This window comes from Lwoffella lincolnii (assembly GCF_037201985.1).
Taxonomy (GTDB): Bacteria; Pseudomonadota; Gammaproteobacteria; order Pseudomonadales; family Moraxellaceae; genus Psychrobacter; species Psychrobacter lincolnii.
This window is the reverse complement of sequence record NZ_CP147511.1, coordinates 153,993-173,377: the sequence shown is the minus strand read 5'-3', so window position 1 is coordinate 173,377 and position 19,385 is coordinate 153,993. Positions and strand designations below refer to the sequence as shown.

The window sequence follows — 19,385 nt, the reverse complement described above, 5'->3', positions numbered from 1 at the left end:
TTCTCCTACGTATCATCACCTGCTGACTGTCCATCAATCATCTGCTCACTTTGCCACCTGCTCTTAACGCTTGCATGACAGGGGTTTGGGTAATTTGCCAATCATCTGGCTGATGACTGTCAGCATTGATGTCGCTGTCATTTTTAGGTATCACAAACAAGACTGCCAAGCCCTGCTCATTTGCCAGTTGCCACGCTTTATCATAAGGCATGGCGGTCAATGCCGTTGCCCAGCCATCTGCCAACGCCACCGATTTAGCCACCACCGTTACTGATGACGCACCGCCAACAATGGGTTTGCCTGTTGTTGGGTCAATGGTATGACTATGACGCACATTATCATACACCACTGAATTGCGATAGTTACCTGACGTGGCAAGGTGCATGTTGCCTTGTTTTTGTTCATTAACTGGCTGTTTGATGGCAGCCAAAGTCTGTCGGTTGTTAACTGATGAGTGCAATATTGGCGCATCTATGCCAATCTGCCAACCCTGCCCTTGCTCGTTGATGCCTGACGTGGCAACTTCCCCACCTATCTCTACCATATAATTATCAATATGAAAATCAGTTGCCAACACATCAGCAATCACATCAACCCCATAACCTTTGGCAATGGCAGAAAAATCCAACGCCACACCATCTTGATTTTTGCTAAGCTGGTCTTGCTTTAGGGCGATGCCATGAAAATTCAGCAAGCTTTTGGCAGTGGCAATGTCCGCATCGCTTGGGGGGTTTTGTAGTCTGTCAATTCGCCTACTTGTGCCAAATCCCCACAACTCAACCAATGGCATGATTGTGGGGTCAAATGCTCCCTGCGAGTCTTGATACACCTGTTGGCTGTCAGTCAATACCTTGATGAAATCAGCATCAACAGTCATGGGAGTGTTGGCAGGCAGTCGGTTAAACTGGCTGATTAAGGAATCTTGCTGATAAGTGGACATGCTGGCATTGACCTGCTCAAGGCGTTGGTCAACGGCTGTCTTAATGTTGGCATCGGTGGCTTGGGCAGTTTTGGGTAATTGATAACGAATGTGATAGCTTGTCCCCATGGTCTCGCCTTGAATATCGCCATATTGTGGTGGCTGGCGACAAGCAGTCATGACTGCCGTCATCAGCCCAATGCCCATAAAGGATACGCAAGCCCAGCGGGTTGTTATGTTCTTATTAAATGTTTTGGGCATTTTAGGCGTTATCCAACTTGATTTTTTTTATCTTAATTTGGGTCAAGCTTTGCCACTTTAACGACAAACAGGGTGATGGCAAACATTGTAACGGCAAGCACAGTAACAACAAGAAATTTCTCCTTAAAACAATGGATTGATGACACGAGATTGACGGACTTGCTGGTAAAGTCATTCTTGCTGATAAAATAATTAAAAAAATGCTTGCGAAGTATATCACAATACTGTTACATTTTTGTGATATGTCAGCATTCATTGACATTTTGTAACTGAATGATTTTTGACGTCTTCTGTGATAAAAAAGGCTGATAACGAGTCATCGTTAAAACATCACAATGTTAAACCTTAGCATTTACTTTGTCTGCCTTGTCATGGACTGACCATTTTTAACTCAAGGAATTCATATGAGCCGCCTTTCTTCTTTGATGCACTTAGCCTTACCCACAGCGGTTGCTTCTGCTCTTTTATTAACCGCTTGTGGTAACAGCCCCACAAACACCACCGACACACAAGGCAATGCCTCTTCAGACACCAGCAATATTGACCCCAATGTTTTGGCAGACACCCAAGCCATCACCATCAATAACGGTGCAGAAGTTGAGTCACTTGACCCACATAAAATCTCAGGTGTTCCAGAAGCCAATCTGATACGTCAAATGCTGGTTGGCCTGACCACCACCGACCCAGATGGCAAAACCATACCTGGCATGGCAAGTGAATGGAGCAGTGAAGATAACAAGGTATGGACATTTAAGTTGCGAGATGCCAAGTGGTCAAATGGCGATGCTGTTACCGCCAATGACTTTGTTTATAGCTTTCGCCGTGTGGTTGACCCAGCGACCGCATCACCTTATGCCAGTTATCTGGCAGATGTTAAAGTCATCAATGCCCAAGACATCATCGATGGTAAAGCCAAAATCGACAGTTTGGGGGTAACAGCCATTGATGATAAGACACTACAGATTAGCTTGTCTGAGCCTGTGCCATATCTTCCTGACACCCTATTTCACTCTTCTGTTGCACCAGTGCACCAAAAAACAGTAGAAACATTTGATACCAAATGGACAGACCCTAATAATATTGTGGTCAATGGGGCATATAAACTCAAAGAGTGGAAGGTGAATGACAAGGTTGTGCTAGAGCGTAACCCCAATTATTACGATAATGATAACACCAAAATTGACACCGCAACCTTTTTGCCAATCCCTGAAGCCACCACAGACGTGGCTCGCTATAAGGCAGGGGAAATTGACATGACTGAAAAGTCATTACCACCTGAGCAATTTAATCAGCTCAAAGCTGAATTTGGCAGTCAGGTGCATATCTCGCCATCTTTATGCACGTACTACTATGAGTTCAATACGGTTAAGCCACCATTTAATGACGTGCGTGTCCGCCGTGCCTTGGCATTGGCACTTGACCGTAATACCATCACGGATAAAGTGTTGGCTCAAGGTCAAACGCCTGCCTATCAATTTACCCCACCTGCCACCAACGGCAATGTGAAGTTTTCACCTGATTGGGAGGCGTGGGATAAAGACAAACGTGTGCAAGAAGCCAAAAAACTATTGGCAGAAGCTGGCTACAGTGATGGCAACCCTTTGACGTTTGAACTGCTATATAATACCAGTGAAAACCACAAAAAAATTGCTGTGGCGGCGGCATCACTTTGGAAAGAAGCTTTAGGCCCGGTGGATGTAACCTTAACCAACCAAGAATGGAAAACTTATCTTGATGCTCGCCGTGAAGGCAATTATCAAATTGCCCGTGCTGGTTGGTGCGGTGATTATAACGAAGCATCAACTTTCTTAAATATTTTAAAATCTGGCAATACCAATAACCACGGTAAATACAGTAGCCAAACCTTTGATAACATCATGACAAAAACCTTGGCATCAGGTGTGAATGATGCTGACCGCACCCAACTGTATAACCAAGCAGAAGCTCAGCTAGATACTGACATGCCATTGCTACAAGTCTATCACTACATTAATCCACGTATGATTAAGCCGTATGTGATTGGCTTTACAGGCAATGATGCCCTAGACAACTGGCAAATCAAAGACATGTCAATCGCCAAGCATTAATGGCTTTGGTTGGCATGGCTTAAATTGGCATGACCTTAATCAGCTTTTAGTCAATCAACCGTCAGTAACCGCAACCACAACGGATTTGCGGTTGCTTGGTTGCTTTACTGATGGTTTTTATTTATGGTTTTTATTTGTGGTTTTTAAGCCATTTAGCCACTTTTTTGCTCTTTTGATTTGCTCTTTTGATTTTCTTTTCCTTTAATTTTTTTGCCCCTTTGATTGTTTAAATTTTTTTGCTCTTTTTTTAATGTTAATCAGCATTTGTCAGCCATCACAAGCCACGCCACGAGACACATCATGTTAAAACTTATTTTTCGCCGCCTGCTTGAAGCCATACCCACCTTGTTTGTGTTGATTACCGTGTCGTTTTTTATGATGCGTCTGGCTCCTGGCAGTCCATTTAGCTCTGAGCGTGCCTTACCACCAGAAGTGCTTGCCAATATTGAAGCCAAATATCATTTAAATGACCCACTGTGGCTACAGTATCTTAATTATCTTAAGCAGTTGATGATGGGAGATTTTGGCCCTTCATTTAAATATAAAGATTACACGGTCAATGAACTGTTGGCTCAGGCGCTGCCTGTGTCAGTGGAGATTGGTTTGTATGCGTTTATCATTGCGGTGGTGCTTGGGGTAATTTTGGGGGTGATGGCGGCTTTAAAACAAAATTCATGGCTGGATTATGTGCTGATGACTTTGGCAATGACAGGGGTGGTTGTGCCAAGTTTTGTTAAAGCACCATTGCTTGTGCTGTTATTTGCCATCACGCTAAAATGGTTGCCTGCTGGGGGTTGGAATGATGGTGCGCTGCATAATTTGATTTTACCTGTTACTGCGTTGTCATTGGCATACATTGCCAGCATTGCTCGCATCATGCGTGGGTCTATGATTGAAGTGTTAAACAGTCCGTTTATCCGTACTGCCAAAGCCAAGGGATTGCCAACCAGTCATATCATCAAAAAACACGCCTTAAAACCTGCGTTATTGCCTGTCATTTCTTATTTGGGCCCTGCATTTGTGGGCATCATCACAGGCTCTATTGTCATTGAAACCATTTTTGGCTTGCCTGGAATTGGACAGTTGTTTGTCAATGGGGCATTAAACCGTGATTATGGCATGGTGCTAAGCTTAACCATTTTGGTTGGGGTATTAACCATCACATTTAATGCCATTGTGGACATCTTATATGCCGTCATTGACCCAAAAATCAAATACTGAACTTTGCTAACTTTTTGTGGATAAATCAACCTTTTTGTGGATAAACCAACCTTTTGACAATCTGACCTTTTGTTAAATCAACTTGTTAAATCAACAGCCACCAGCCAATAGGACAAGCACTGACCATGAGCCAAGCCATCACGTCTACTCAACCAATCTTAAAAAAAGAGATAAAAAGTCGCAGTCTATGGCAAGATGCTTGGCGACGCTTTTATCGCAATAAAGCGGCTGTTGCCAGTATGGTGATTTTGTTATTGGTGGGTTTGTTTGTGGTGATTGTGCCAATGCTTGCTCCATTTGGCTATGCTGAAACTGATTGGAGTCATATGCAATCTGCTCCGTCCATGACAACTCAGCATTATTTTGGTACAGATGCCTTAGGACGTGATTTGTTGGTAAGAACCGCCATTGGTGGACGCATTTCTTTGATGGTAGGCATCGCTGGGGCGTTGGTGGCGGTGCTGTTTGGTACTGTGTATGGGGCGGTATCTGGCTATTTGGGTGGTAAAGTGGATATGGTGCTGATGCGGGTATTGGAGATTTTAAATGCCTTTCCCTTTATGTTTTTTGTGATTTTGTTGGTTACCATGTTTGGGCGTAATTTGATTTTAATCTTTGTCGCCATTGGTTTGGTGTCGTGGTTAGATGTGGCTCGTATCGTGCGTGGGCAGACTTTGGGGCTAAAACGTAAAGAGTTCATTGAAGCGGCCCATGTCGGTGGTGTGTCGAACTGGCAGATTGTCATGCGACACATCATTCCCAATGTGCTGGGGGTGGTGGTTGTCTATGCGTCTTTACTCGTGCCGTCGATGATTTTATTTGAGTCATTTTTAAGTTTTTTGGGGCTTGGGGTGCAAGAGCCAATGACCAGTTGGGGTGCATTACTACAAGATGGTTCAAAGACCATGGAAGTTGCTCCTTGGATGATCATCATTCCGTCATTGTTTTTGGTCATCACCTTATTTTGCTTTAATTTTTTGGGCGATGGTCTTAGAGATGCTCTAGATCCCAAAGACCGCTGATCAAACCATTTAAAAATCAACATCAAGATTAACGCATGACTGACACATCATTAGCCACCACATTGTTAACCACCATATTGTTAATCACCACGTTGACACCGATTAGGACATCATCATGAGTTTATTAGCCGTTAAAGACCTAAAGGTCAGTTTCAGTACAGAAGAAGGACAAGTCATTGCTGTCAATGGGCTAAACTTTGACTTACGCAAGGGTGAGACGCTTGGCATCGTGGGCGAATCAGGCTCTGGCAAATCACAAACCGCATTTTCCATCATGGGACTATTGGCAAAAAATGGACAAGCATCAGGGCAAATTGAGTTTGAAAGTCAAGACCTTTTAACGCTAAAACCAAAAGAGCTGAACCGAATTCGTTCTAATCAGATTGCCATGATATTTCAAGACCCCATGACATCACTCAACCCCTACATGAAAATCGGTGAGCAACTGGCAGAAGTGTTAATATTGCATAAAGGCATGAGTAAGCAACAAGCTTGGAATGAAGCTGTTACCATGCTAGAAGCGGTGAAAATCCCTGAAGCCAAAAAACGCATCAGCATGTATCCACATGAATTTTCTGGCGGTATGCGTCAGCGAGTGATGATTGCCATGGCACTGTTGTGCCGTCCTAAGCTGTTGATTGCTGATGAGCCAACCACCGCTTTAGACGTAACTGTACAAGCCCAAATCATGACCCTGCTCAATGAGCTAAAGCGAGATTTTGGCACAACCATCATTATGATTACCCATGACCTGGGTGTGGTTGCTGGCATCTGCGATAGGGTGTTGGTCATGTATGCTGGACGCACCATGGCGTATGGACCTACCGATGAGATTTTTTATCGCCCCAGCCACCCTTATACGATTGGGCTATTAGGCGCTGTGCCAAGACTTGATCATAACGAACAAAAACTGGGGACGATTGAGGGTAATCCGCCCAACTTACTTGACTTGCCCATCGGTTGTCCTTTCTCAGAGCGGTGTGCTTTTGCATTGCCTGAGTGCATCAATGTACCACCACCGTTGGAGTTTTTGCCCAATGACCGACAGCGAGCCTGCCACTTATCCCCAGAGCATATCACTGCCCAATCTTTGGCATCATAGCCCGATGGTTTTGTTGATTATTCATGTTTAAACAGTCAAAATAACTCAGAGAATCTCATGTCTTCTAATGCTTACCCTGATAACCACACAGACACTCAGCTCAATACTCAAGCGACCAATTCCGCTAAAGCATTGCTCAGCGTGCGTGATGTGGTAACCACATTTAACATTCATCAAAAAGGGGGGCTATTTGGTAAATCTGCCACCCTAAAAGCTGTCAACAGCATATCCTTTGACCTAAATGCAGGTGAGACCTTGGGCGTGGTTGGTGAATCAGGCTGTGGCAAATCCACTTTGGCACGCACCATCATTGGTCTGGTTAAAGGACAATCTGGCAGTATTTGCTTTGATGGTAAAGAGTTGATAGGGCTGTCAGAACATGCCATGCGAGAGGTGCGTAAAGACATACAGATGATATTTCAAGACCCTTTAGCGTCATTAAACCCCAGAATGACGGTGGGCGACATCATCGCTGAACCACTTCATACCCATTATCCCAAGATGAGCAAGGCTGAACGCTTTGAGAAAGTAAAAGCCATCATGCAAAAAGTGGGCTTATTAACCAATCAAATCAACCGCTACCCACATGAGTTTTCAGGAGGTCAGTGCCAACGGATTGGGATTGCCAGAGCCTTGATATTACGCCCAAAACTGATTATCTGTGATGAACCTGTGTCTGCCCTAGATGTATCTATCCAAGCTCAAGTCATTAACCTGCTACAAGAAGTACAAGAAGAGATGGGGCTGGCATTAATATTCATTGCTCACGACTTATCCGTGGTCAAGCACATCTCTGACCGTGTGTTGGTGATGTATTTGGGCAATGCAGTGGAGCTTGGCACAGACAAACTGGTCTATGATAATCCATCGCACCCTTACACCCAAGCGTTGATGTCAGCTGTGCCACTACCTGACCCAAAAGCTGAACGCAACAAAACCATTCAATTATTAGAAGGTGATTTACCCAGTCCGATTGACCCACCTTCTGGTTGTGTGTTTCGCACTCGTTGTCCCATTGCAGATGCCAATTGTGCCAACACCAAACCAACCCTACAAGGCACACCGCATCATCAGATTGCCTGTCTTAAAAATGCGGTATGAGCCATGCAATCACCACTCACATTGGCGTATGACGTTTACCATCAACCCCCAATATCTGCCAAATCTCCTTTATGTTCAAGCCACATTTTACGGTCGCCTGCCCGTTTTTTTGCAAGCAACATGTCCATCACATTGTCAGTGGCGATGGGGTCGTCAAGGTCAAGCTGAACCAGCCGCCTGGTATCAGGGTTCATCGTCGTGTCTCGAAGCTGTTCAGCGTCCATCTCTCCTAAGCCTTTAAAACGAGTGATTTGGGCTTTTTTGCCTTTATTTTTTTGTAAAATGGCTTCCAACTCTTCATTATCAAGGGCATATGCCACCTCTTTACCAATATCCACCCGATACAATGGTGGCATGGCAACAAATAGGTGTCCTGCTTCCACAACGGCTTTAAAGTGTTTGACAAACAAGGCACACAACAAGGTTGCGATGTGCAAACCATCTGAGTCAGCGTCCGCCAAGATGCAAATTTTTTCATAACGCAATTCTGACAAGTCATCAGAATCAGGGTCAACCCCAATGGCAATGGCGATGTTATGAATCTCTTCACTTGCCAAAACGGTATCAGGCGACACTTCCCAAGTGTTTAATATTTTGCCTCGTAACGGCATAATTGCTTGAAAATGGCGGTCTCTGGCTTGTTTTGCTGAGCCACCTGCCGAATCTCCTTCCACTAAGAACAGCTCTGCCCCATCTCGTAAGTTGCCCCGACAATCCGCCAATTTTCCTGGTAAAGCAGGACCTTGGATAATTTTTTTACGCTCTACTTTTTTGGCAGATTTTAAGCGTTTGCCCGCCTTGATGATGGCAAGTTCAGCGATTTGTTTGCCAATGTCTGGATTTTGGTTCAACCATAGGCTAAAGCCATCTTTGATAAGGGTTTGTACCATCGACACGGCTTCTCGGCTGGATAAGCGTTCTTTGGTTTGTCCACTAAATTGTGGCTCTATCAACTTTAACGATAAGATAAAACACACATCACCCCAGATGTCTTCGGCAGTGAGTTTGATATTTCTGGGTAATAAATTATGCAATTCACAAAACTCTCTTAAGGCTTCTAGCAATCCTGTTCTTAAGCCATTGACGTGTGTGCCGCCTTGTGCCGTGGGGATAAGATTGACATAGCTTTCTTGAACAGGCATGCCCCCATCAGCAAGCCAACACACTGCCAAATCCAGCCCTGCTCGCTCACCTTGTTTTGCGGTGTGATTAAACACATAGGGCAACTCTGGCAGAGTGATGTCTTCTGCCAACTGTTCAGATAGATATTGCGATAAACCATCGGTAAATTGCCAAATGTCTCGTTCACCATCAATCTCATTGATAAAGGTCATGATAAGACCTGCCGATAGAACAGCTTTGGCCTTTAGATGGTGTTTGAGTTGTTTGATGTTAAATTTTGGGGTGTCAAAGTATTTGCTGTCTGCCCAAAACTGCACCCTTGTGCCACGCTTTTTCTTGTTGCTACTGGGAGCAACCGCCAATGGGGCAGTCGGTTCACCATGGGCAAAATCCATTGTAAAGGTTTCGCCATGTCGCCAAACGGTAACGTTCACTTTGTGCGATAAGGCATTAACCACAGAAATGCCCACGCCATGTAGACCACCTGAGACCTGATAATTATCGGTGCTAAATTTACCCCCTGCATGTAAGCGGGTGAGTATCAGCTCAATGCCTGATTGGTTAAATTCTGGGTGAATGTCGGTGGGCATGCCCCGTCCATCATCTTCCACCGACAGAGAATTATCAGCATGCAGGGTAACGGTGATGTTTTTGGCATAACCTGCGAGTGCCTCATCAACCGAGTTATCAATGACTTCTTGGGCTAGGTGATTGGGGCGTGTCGTGTCGGTATACATTCCAGGACGACGGCGGACAGGTTCAAGACCTTCTAAAACTTCTAGGTTTTGGCTGGTGTAACTCATAAATTTTGATAACCATCATCATTAAAGACAAATTATTAAAAATAGTTTAAAAAATAGATTATTGAAGATAAATCATAAGAACGCTAATAAACTCACAAAACCTTTAATGGATTATCTCCAAACACAATGTCTTCATAAATCGCTTCAATCGGCACAACCAAATCAAGGCTGGCAAACGCCACCGTATCACCTTTTTGATACGTTTGCCCCTGCCATTGTTGATGACGGCGATAGATAATGACTTTCATCATGGTTTGTTCAATCAGCACATATTCTTGTAGTGATATAATCTCTTGATAATCCAAAAGCTTTTTGGTTCTGTCTATAAAAGCTGTGGATTTTGATAACACTTCAATTATCAGCAAAGGCTTTTCTGCGGTCATGCGATTAATATGGGTTTGCCCACAATCCACCACCACATCAGGATAATAATAGTTGTTACTGACATTCACTCGCAAGTCATTCATATAAGGCTTGCACGGCTTATCTTTTAAATTTTGTTTTAAGGTGCTGGCGATATTGAGACAGATTGTGGCGTGATGACTACTTGCTCCACCCATGGCATATACCATGCCGTCCACCAATTCCCATTTTTCATAGGTATCATTGGCATATTGAGTTAAATATTGTTCAACGCTGATGTCATTAGACTGTGGCAATTGACCCATGTCTCTCTCCTTTTAGCAAAGCCATGTGATGCTTTTTTAACCCAAGCCTACCCAAACAAAAACTGCACCACTTGAGCCAATTTAGTGTCAAAATCGCTCATTCGATGGTCGCCACCTTCTTCAATAATCAGTTGGTGTTTATCGACACCTTGTTGACTAAAATAATCCACTGTCTCTTGATAATTGAGCAGTTCATCGCCTTTTTTAACGATGACCAATAAATTTTGGGGGTATGATGATGTTGTGGGACGATTTGCCATCAACCAATGAATGTCTGATTTGGTAACTTGCCAACCGTCTGGTGTGGTATGCCCCACATAATCATTGGACAAGCTGTCAAAATCATCGGCAAAAAAGCGTTTTAAGCTGTTCCCACTGTCGATGCTGGGATTGAGTAAGACGGCTTTTTTTCCTGTGAGATTAACCAATAAATTGGCATAAAATCCCCCAAGTGAACTGCCAACCATGCCTATGTTTGGATATTGATTGATGAGCGTTTGTAGCTTTTGTATGGCTTTATCAGGCGATAAATTCAAATTGGGACGATGCACGGTGATATGTTGATGATGCTTTTGGCAATAGTCATCAAGCAGTTGCCCTTTTTGAGCATGCTCATTGCTATTCAATCCGTGTAGGTACACAAGATGTTGGGGCTGTTTGAGATGTTTATCATTGGACATAAGTTAACCTCTGTTGTGTGAATGTGTGAATGGTCGTTAGGTTGTTTACATTGGGTTTTTTATATTAAGTTTTTCATGGTTAGTTTTTCATGGTTGGTTTCTTGCAAAACCCATCTGTTGATGACTGTAAATGGTTTATACTAACAAAAAAAAATGACCGATGATATGGCATTGTATGGGACATTGTATGGTATGGGGCATTGTATGGCATTATGCCTCTGGTGTTACATGCGACATCTTTACATGGTCTGCACATGATTTGCACATCGTCTATCGGCAAAAACACCCAAAGGATAAAAAACATGTCAACCGATGACTTATCAACTGATGATGACCATAGGGCAAACAACGCACCAAGCACCAAACCAACCAAAAATGAAACAGGCAAACATAAAATAGGCAAACAATCGCCCATACAAGAACAGTTGACCCCCTCTTTGATGAACGCCCAACCACATTTGATGATGTTGGTGGGTTTTTTACTGCTTTTAGGGTTAAGTTTTGTTTATTTAACCAATGTTTGGCTGATTGTGTTTGCAGGGATTTTGCTTGCAGTGCTGATATTAAGCCTTGCTGATATGATAAAAAAAATCCCCATCATTGGTGATGGATTTGCCAAGTTACCTCATAAACTGTCCGTAGGCATGGTGGTGGTGTCATTGTTTGCCAGTTTATTGGGCATGGCGTATTTATTTGGTGATAAACTTGTGTCACAGTTAGATGAGCTACAACAGGCTCTGCCCACCGCCATAAATAAGCTTAAAGCTTATCTGGAGAACATGCCCATCATCAATGATTGGCTACAAAATAACATAGACACCACGGACATCAGTGAGCAACCCATCGATGCCATGATACAGTCGATGTCAAGCTTATTGCCCACATCATTTTCAGGTTCTGTGGCAAGCTGGTTACAGCATACGCCTGATTTGATTGGTGGCATGTTAGGGGCCATCACCACATTCATGGCGATTGTCATGATGGGCTTATTTTTTGCCATCTCACCATCTGTCTATAGTCGAGCCTTTTTACGAATGATACCACAGGATAAACGTCCAAAAGGCAAATACTTGCTGACTCGCTCAAACGAAGCATTAAAACGGTGGCTATTAGGACAGTTATTGACCATGAGCTTTGTTGGGGTGTTCACCGCTTTGGCATTGCATGTCATGGGCGTACCATTTGCAATGGCGTTGGGTTTTTTAACTTTTTTATTGGATTTTATCCCTGTTTTAGGTCCTTTTTTAGCAGGCGTGCCTATTTTATTGGTCACTTTACTGTTCACTCCTGACATGATTATCTGGGTCATGGTGCTTTTGGTGGTGATTCAACAAGTTGAAAGTATGGCAGTATCGCCTTTGGTGCAGAGTCGTTTGGTGGATTTGCCACCTGTGACTTTATTGGCATCACAGCTTATCATGGGGGCGTTTACGGGCATTTTAGGCGTGGCATTGGCAACGCCTTTGATGGTATTGACCATCGTATGGGTGCAGGTATTATATGTGAAATTTGTGTTAAAAGATTATGGGGTCATCATTTTGGGTCAATCAAAAGATGACATCATGGCAGACCCTTATAATGCTTTACCAGACCATGAGCTTAGAGTCGATGAGATTAAAATAGACATGACTTATGTGGATATGAAAAAATGATAAAACCACACTCATCAAAGGCGTGGTTTTACCAAAAGACAGCTTGATTAAACACAAGCTTTATTAAGCATAAGTAAGTTAAATCCGTTTAATCCTGTTCAATGCCTTTCATGGTCAATTTAATACGCCCACGGTTATCCACATCTTGCACCAAGACTTTAATCGTTTGCCCCTCTGACAGGTGGTCAGAGACATTTTCGATGCGGTCATCGCTGATTTGTGAGATGTGTACCAAACCGTCAGTATTGGGCAAAATGGTGACAAACGCCCCAAAATCCACCACACGGGCTACTGTGCCTTCATAGACTTTGCCCACTTCCACTTCAGCAGTCAATGCTTCAATCTCACGTATGGCGGCTTTGGTGGCGGCTTTGTTTTCACCAAAGATACGGATAGTACCGTCATCTTCAATGTCAATCACTGCCCCTGTGTTTTCGGTTAAGGCACGAATGGTTGCCCCACCCTTACCTATCACGTCACGAATTTTATCTGGGTTGATGTCCATCACCGCATAGTTAGGAGCATGAGCATTGATTTCTTTTCGGCTGGTCGAAATGACTTCATTCATCGCATTTAAGATATGAATGCGACCTGCATGGGCTTGTTTAAGCGCCTGTTCCATGATATCAGCGGTAATGCCCTCAATTTTAATGTCCATCTGCAAGGCAGTGATGCCGTCTTTTGAACCTGCCACTTTAAAATCCATGTCACCCAAATGGTCTTCATCACCTAAGATGTCTGACAACACAGCAAAGCGATCACCTTCTTTAACCAGACCCATGGCAATACCAGCAACTGGGGCTTTTAATGGCACACCAGCGTCCATCAACGCAAGCGATGCACCACACACAGATGCCATTGACGATGAGCCGTTAGATTCAGTGATTTCTGATACCACACGGATAACATAAGGGAAGCGGTCACTGTCTGGCAACATGGCTTGCACACCACGGCGAGCCAAGCGACCATGACCGATTTCACGGCGTTTTGGCCCACTTTCACGCCCTGTTTCACCCACCGAAAAATGCGGAAAATTATAATGTAGCATAAAGTGGTCTTGCTTAGTGCCAGCCAATGTGTCCACCAAATTGACATCACGGCTATTGCCCAAGGTGGTGGTTACCAAAGCTTGCGTCTCACCACGGGTAAACAACGCAGAGCCATGGGTATAGGGCAACACCCCCACTTGAATATCCAATGCCCGCACCGTATCCAACTCACGACCATCAATGCGAGGTTTACCAGACAAAATATTATCACGCACCGTACGGTATTTTAACTCTTCAAACAACTCTTTGACTTGGGCTTCTTTATCAGCGAAACCATCAGCGTTACCATCACCTGCCAAAGCATCAATGGCAGCCTGCTTGATGTCATCAAGTTTGGTATGGCGGTCTTGTTTATCAGAGATGCCATAAGCTTCCGCTACTTGGCTGGCAAATCGCTCTTTGATGATGCCATCAGCCAAAGCTTTATCAAACTCTGGGGCAGTGAATATTTGCTTGGTTGTGCCCATCTCTTCTGCCAATGCCACGATGTTATCGATGACAATTTGTTGTTGTTGATGACCGTATAATACCGCACCGAGCATTTGGTCTTCTGACAGCTCTTTGGCTTCTGACTCAACCATTAACACAGCAGATTTTGTGCCTGCCACCACAAGGTCTAAATCACTGGTTTTGAGTTGTTCATGGCTTGGGTTGAGCACGTATTCACCATCAATAAAACCCACACGAGCAGCACCAATCGGACCATTAAACGGCGCATCAGAAATTGCCAACGCCGCTGACGCACCAATCATCGCTGCGATGTCAGCGTCTTGCTTTTTGTCAGATGAAATGACGGTGGCAGTGATTTGGATTTCATTGACATAACCTTCTGGAAATAAAGGACGTATGGGCCGATCAATCAAGCGTGATGTTAACGTTTCCATCTCGCTTGGACGACCTTCACGCTTGCCATAGCCACCAGGAATTTTACCAACAGCGTACATTTTTTCTTGATAGTTGACAGTCAAGGGAAAAAAGTCCTGCCCTTCTTTGGCATCGGCTTTGACCACCACTGCAACCAACACACTCACGCCACCCATGTGTACCAACACAGAATTGGCTTGACGAGCGATGCGACCAGTTTCTAAAACAACTTGTTGATTGCCATATTGAAATTCACGAGTAAAGGTATGAAACATTGACATAATTTTTCCTAAAATGATGAATAAAAAGTATCAGATGCGTTCTGCTTGCAACGCTGGGTTATGAGTTTAAGGCGATTGCCTTCTTGTTTATGGCTTATGGTTTATGGCATGTTTGCATGGCGATGAATCCACTGGCAGCCTCTAACGGTTGTCCGTCTGTGTCCAAACGCCCAAGCGTTAGAAGCCGTCTTATCACACACTCACACAAACAGCGTATGAACACATGCCACAGTTATTTTACAGGGAATCACAATGTTTGACCAACCTGCTGTCAAAAAAATTAGCCAACAAAAAACGGCAAGCCATCAGTTGCCGTTTTTTGTTAAATAATAACCCACTTAAATCATTAAAAAATTAACGACGCAAGCCCAATTGACCAATCAAAGTGGCATAGCGGTCAGCATCTTTACGCTTTAGGTAGTCAAGCAATTTGCGACGTTGGTTAACCATTCGAATCAAACCACGACGGCTGTGGTGGTCGGCTTTATGCTCTTTAAAATGGTCTTGCAAGTCATTGATGCGAGCAGACAGCAAAGCCACTTGCACTTCTGGTGAACCAGTGTCATTTTCACCACGTTGATATTGAGCAATGATTTGCTGACGGTCAGTATTGGTAAGCATGATATTCTCCTGCAATGCTAGGTTAGATACAGGTCATCCCTGCATTACTAGAGATGACTTAAACCAAAGATAATTTAAACCAAAGATGTCTAAACAAAGACGCCTAAAGACGGCGAATGATAACAAAAAAGCATTGGAATGACCAGTGCTTTTTGGCTTTTTGTTAACGATGCTTTATTATGATAAAGCCCCATGATGACGATGACAGTGGGTTATCTATTTATCCACTTTTTGTTCTGCCATATTTTCGGCGATGTCATCAGCAGTGCCATCGGTCAAGTTATCTTCAACTTGGTTTTCAAGCCCTGCTATTTGTGAAGGTGATTTTTGTTGTTCAAATTTGTTGTCGTTTGGATTGGATTGTCCCATCATACATTCCTCTTTTGTGATATTTGTGATAGATATTTTCAATGATAGATGATAAATAAATAATTGGTGATAGGCATTAAGGCATGGTGATGCCATACCATTAAACTGATGTCATGACAGCTTAAGCCGTTAACGCTTTATCAATGGCATCAACAAAATCATCGATGTCATTGGGATTGCGTGAAGTGATGATTTGACCATCTACCTGCACAGATTCATCGACAAAAGTCGCCCCAGCATTGACCAAATCTGTCTTCACCGATTGATAAGCGGTCAGCGTTTTGCCTTTTGCAATTCCTGTATCAATCAATGCCCAAGCAGCATGACAAATGGCAGCTAACGGCTTGTTTGTGGCATAAAAATCTTTAATCAATTGCTTGGCAACATCGTTATGGCGTAAAGTATCTGAGTTAACCGTACCACCTGGCAAGACCAAAGCATCATAACTGACAATATCTGCATCTTTAGCAAACAAATCAGCAGTAAAGGTTTGGGATTTATCAACATCGCCTTGCATGGCTTGAACTTGCTTGCTATCGTTGGTTGTGATTAAGGTGGTTTGGTGTCCTTTTTGCTCAAGTTTATTTTTAACTTCGTCGTATTCTGATTGTTCAAAATGATTGTGTAATAAAAAAGCAATGTGGCTCATGTTTCGTCCTTAATGAATGGTTGTTAACTTAAGTCAAACCCATACTAGCGTAATCACTCATCGATTACCGTCAATGGCTTGAAATAAAATGTGTGCAAACGTAACAAGTGTGATGATTTGTGAATTTTTTGGTTGGCGAGTGATGGCAATGCCCCTATACTAGATAACCCACACCAGATAAAATGAACCAGATGAACTCTTTATACTGGATAAGACAAATCACCCCCAACATACAAAACAACATCTTAAAAACGTCTTAAAAACATGACACAACCGACAAAACCTACGCCCCCTTATTCAATCGTCTCTTCAACTGCCACTCCAAAAGCACGCCTTGCTTATCTGACACACTTGATTAAACGCTTACCAAATTTGCCTGGCGTTTATAAAATGCTCGATAAGCATGGCGGTGTTTTGTATGTGGGCAAAGCAAAATCGTTAAAAAACCGAGTCAACAGCTACTTTGCTAAGACCATTGACCACCCTAAAACACGGGCATTGGTCAGTCGCATTCACGACATCGAGACACTCATCACCCGTGGTGAGACAGAAGCCTTATTGCTTGAGCAAAATCTCATCAAAGAACACCGCCCACCTTATAATGTGGTGCTAAGAGATGATAAATCTTATCTGTATGTGTTCATCTCTGCCGATAAGCCTTATCCCCGTTTGGCATACGGCCGTGGCAAGGGCAATCACCAAAAAGGGCGATTTTTTGGTCCTTTTCCATCTGCTCATGCCGCTAAAGAAACCTTGATGATGATGAAAAAAATGTTTCAGATGCGTCAATGCACCAATACTTTTTTTCGTCAACGCCAACGCCCTTGCCTTGAATATCAAATCAAACGTTGTAAAGCCCCTTGTGTGGGGTTAGTAAGCCCAGAAGAATACGCCGATGACGTACAAAATACCATTCGGTTTTTAAATGGTGAATCCAGTGATGTCCATGACACTTTAATCACAAAAATGGAGACGGCCGCCAATGCCTTAAACTTTGAGCAAGCAGCCAGCTACCGTAATCAGCTGTCCATGTTAAGAGAAGTGCAAGCCCGTCAAGCCGTCTATACCATATCAGGGGAAGCGGACATCATGGCAATCATCACCAAGGCGGGCATTGTCTGCGTCAATGTGCTGACCGTCAGAAATGGGCGAGTGCTTGGTGGTAAAAACTACTTTCCTGATTTGAACAGTCAAAATGACATTGCAGAGAATTTATCTGAATTTCTGTTGTCATTTTATTTTCAAGTCAGTGATGACCTGCCAGCAGAACTGATTTTAAGCCACATTTTACCCAACCAATCAGCGGTACAAGAAGCATTAATGACCCATTTTAACAGCAAAGTCATTATCAAAACTGCCGTGCGAGAACACCGTGCCGAATGGCTTGAATTGGCTAAAATCAATGTTAATAACGCCATTAAAACCAAATTAGGCGACTATCTGGAGCTAAATACTCGCTTCGCTCACTTAAAAGAAGCCTTAGCAGAAGTGAGCAGTCGGTCCATTGAACGCATCGAGTGCTTTGACATTTCACACACCATGGGGGAAGCAACCATTGCCAGTTGTGTGGTTTGCGACACTGGCGGATTGCGTCAACGAGATTATCGTCAATACGCCATTCATGGCATTCAAGGCGGTGATGATTATGCCGCCATGACCCAAGCCCTAAACCGTCGTTACAAAAAACACCCCCTACCTGACATGCTGTTGATAGATGGTGGCAAAGGGCAATTAAATATGGCAAAAAATGTGCTAAAAGAGCTGGGCAAGTTATCAGACACACTGCTTGTGGGGATTGCTAAGGGTGAAGGGCGTAAGGCAGGGCTGGAAGTGTTACACTTTATCGACCATGCACCATTAGATTTACCTGCCGACAGCAAGGCGTTGCACTTGATTATGCACATTCGAGATGAAGCCCACCGCTTTGCCATCACCGCTCACCGAAAAAAACGAGACAAGCGACGTAGCAGTTCAGTATTAGAAGCCATTCCTGGATTGGGAGAAAAACGGCGGCGGGATTTGTTAAATCACTTTGGTGGTATGCAAAAACTGCTGGGAGCATCACAGCAAGAATTGGTGGCGGTTAAAGGCATTGGCGATGTGCTTGCCAGCACCATTTATAAGGTGTTGCATGAATGAATGACATCAAAAACGTCCTTGATTGCTGATGCCAATGGTAATGGTAATGAAACGTTGCTCGTCATCGTCAAACCGATTATCCGCCATGGTAAATTCGTTATTATTCAAAAATACCGAACTTACTTTAGTAAAGTAATCCCATGTTTTTGCATGACTTATGATGGTTTGTCGCTATCCCATATTACGACCCCATGATTACGACCCCATGCAAAATTTAATCCGAATAAAGCCATTGTTACCGTTGGCATAACAGACACCCAGATTTAAAAAATCAAGTTGACCCTTGCCTTTTTACTTCTTCTGTTACCCATGCTTTTAGGTCTTTAGATATCAGCGATAAAGTCTCTGCCAAATAATCATCAATGCTCATCTCAAGCGACTGTATCAGCTTTTTTTGCTTATCAGACAAACCAAAGTCATCTTGTTCGCCATCACTTTGGCAAGCAAGCTTAATGGGTTCTGGCATTACCGCTGTCATACTGGCACGCAATTTTTGCTTGGCATCTTGTAAATACAACGCTTCGATGTGGGCAGTGAGATTGCTTTGGCTAAACTTAAAATCTGCCAAATCAACATCAGGGTTCAATAAGGTAACAATGTCATCTAACTCTTGATAAATGGCAACTCTCACCGTGTCAGGAATCTGTGACCAACGCTGACGAAATTGTGTAGAAAACGAAAAACCCGACATAAACCAATCACCCACTTAAAATGACTTAAATGACTTAATTGTGAAGCTTAACTATGAACGTTGTTTAACAAACATTTTTAAACG

General features: G+C 43.4%; 16 protein-coding genes. 7 read left to right on the top strand and 9 right to left on the bottom strand.

The annotated features are described in order from the left end of the window. Positions 1-37 precede the first annotated feature (37 nt). A complete protein-coding gene (locus WDM69_RS00820; protein ID WP_338755485.1) occupies positions 38-1,180 on the bottom strand; it encodes an FAD:protein FMN transferase in 1,143 nt (380 codons plus the stop codon). A 404-nt stretch (positions 1,181-1,584) separates the two neighbouring features. On the opposite strand from WDM69_RS00820, the gene WDM69_RS00815 reads away from it, so the two are divergent. The 5 genes from WDM69_RS00815 to oppF all read left to right on the top strand — a co-directional run bounded on the left by WDM69_RS00815 (position 1,585) and on the right by oppF (position 7,713). Then, complete coding sequence (locus WDM69_RS00815) at positions 1,585-3,267, top strand: ABC transporter substrate-binding protein (RefSeq protein ID WP_338755484.1); 1,683 nt, start codon at positions 1,585-1,587, stop codon at positions 3,265-3,267. A 300-nt stretch (positions 3,268-3,567) separates the two neighbouring features. Next, on the top strand, positions 3,568-4,488 hold the full coding sequence (gene oppB, locus WDM69_RS00810) for an oligopeptide ABC transporter permease OppB (RefSeq protein WP_078307778.1): 921 nt from the start codon (positions 3,568-3,570) through the stop codon (positions 4,486-4,488). Between the two features lie 125 nt (positions 4,489-4,613). Beyond that, positions 4,614-5,510: an oligopeptide ABC transporter permease OppC gene (gene oppC, locus WDM69_RS00805; protein ID WP_078307624.1), complete on the top strand. Its 897-nt coding sequence runs from the start codon at positions 4,614-4,616 to the stop codon at positions 5,508-5,510. A 115-nt stretch (positions 5,511-5,625) separates the two neighbouring features. Next, positions 5,626-6,612: an oligopeptide ABC transporter ATP-binding protein OppD gene (gene oppD / locus WDM69_RS00800; RefSeq protein WP_338755483.1), complete on the top strand. Its 987-nt coding sequence runs from the start codon at positions 5,626-5,628 to the stop codon at positions 6,610-6,612. A gap of 57 nt (positions 6,613-6,669) precedes the next feature. Continuing rightward, positions 6,670-7,713 (top strand): murein tripeptide/oligopeptide ABC transporter ATP binding protein OppF, encoded by a 1,044-nt coding sequence (oppF, locus tag WDM69_RS00795; RefSeq protein ID WP_338755482.1) that lies wholly within the window; start codon positions 6,670-6,672, stop codon positions 7,711-7,713. A gap of 41 nt (positions 7,714-7,754) precedes the next feature. Here oppF and parE read toward each other — a convergent pair whose 3' ends face one another. The 3 genes from parE to WDM69_RS00780 all read right to left on the bottom strand — a co-directional run bounded on the left by parE (position 7,755) and on the right by WDM69_RS00780 (position 10,986). Then, positions 7,755-9,638 (bottom strand): DNA topoisomerase IV subunit B, encoded by a 1,884-nt coding sequence (gene parE / locus WDM69_RS00790; protein WP_078307629.1) that lies wholly within the window; start codon positions 9,636-9,638, stop codon positions 7,755-7,757. 92 nt (positions 9,639-9,730) lie between these two features. Next, positions 9,731-10,306: a Uma2 family endonuclease gene (locus tag WDM69_RS00785; RefSeq protein WP_078307631.1), complete on the bottom strand. Its 576-nt coding sequence runs from the start codon at positions 10,304-10,306 to the stop codon at positions 9,731-9,733. Between the two features lie 47 nt (positions 10,307-10,353). Continuing rightward, positions 10,354-10,986, bottom strand: coding sequence for a YqiA/YcfP family alpha/beta fold hydrolase (locus WDM69_RS00780; RefSeq protein ID WP_078307633.1), 633 nt, complete (start codon positions 10,984-10,986; stop codon positions 10,354-10,356). A 302-nt stretch (positions 10,987-11,288) separates the two neighbouring features. Between WDM69_RS00780 and WDM69_RS00775 the strand changes: the two genes are divergently transcribed. Then, positions 11,289-12,638, top strand: coding sequence for an AI-2E family transporter (locus tag WDM69_RS00775; RefSeq protein ID WP_240494908.1), 1,350 nt, complete (start codon positions 11,289-11,291; stop codon positions 12,636-12,638). An 88-nt stretch (positions 12,639-12,726) separates the two neighbouring features. Here WDM69_RS00775 and pnp read toward each other — a convergent pair whose 3' ends face one another. The 4 genes from pnp to WDM69_RS00755 all read right to left on the bottom strand — a co-directional run bounded on the left by pnp (position 12,727) and on the right by WDM69_RS00755 (position 16,471). Continuing rightward, complete coding sequence (gene pnp / locus WDM69_RS00770; protein WP_078307635.1) at positions 12,727-14,832, bottom strand: polyribonucleotide nucleotidyltransferase; 2,106 nt, start codon at positions 14,830-14,832, stop codon at positions 12,727-12,729. A 354-nt stretch (positions 14,833-15,186) separates the two neighbouring features. Next, positions 15,187-15,453, bottom strand: coding sequence for a 30S ribosomal protein S15 (gene rpsO / locus WDM69_RS00765; protein ID WP_143823315.1), 267 nt, complete (start codon positions 15,451-15,453; stop codon positions 15,187-15,189). Positions 15,454-15,669: 216 nt separating this feature from the next. Continuing rightward, a complete protein-coding gene (locus WDM69_RS00760; protein WP_158077877.1) occupies positions 15,670-15,825 on the bottom strand; it encodes a hypothetical protein in 156 nt (51 codons plus the stop codon). A gap of 118 nt (positions 15,826-15,943) precedes the next feature. Further along, a complete protein-coding gene (locus WDM69_RS00755; protein WP_078307637.1) occupies positions 15,944-16,471 on the bottom strand; it encodes a type 1 glutamine amidotransferase domain-containing protein in 528 nt (175 codons plus the stop codon). A 264-nt stretch (positions 16,472-16,735) separates the two neighbouring features. Here WDM69_RS00755 and uvrC point away from each other — a divergent pair, with 264 nt between their 5' ends. Beyond that, positions 16,736-18,610, top strand: a complete 1,875-nt coding sequence (uvrC, locus tag WDM69_RS00750) for an excinuclease ABC subunit UvrC (RefSeq protein ID WP_078307638.1) — start codon at positions 16,736-16,738, stop codon at positions 18,608-18,610. Positions 18,611-18,881: 271 nt separating this feature from the next. Here the strand turns inward: uvrC and WDM69_RS00745 are convergent, their stop codons facing one another. Beyond that, positions 18,882-19,301: a hypothetical protein gene (locus WDM69_RS00745; RefSeq protein ID WP_143823316.1), complete on the bottom strand. Its 420-nt coding sequence runs from the start codon at positions 19,299-19,301 to the stop codon at positions 18,882-18,884. Between the last annotated feature and the right edge of the window lie 84 nt (positions 19,302-19,385).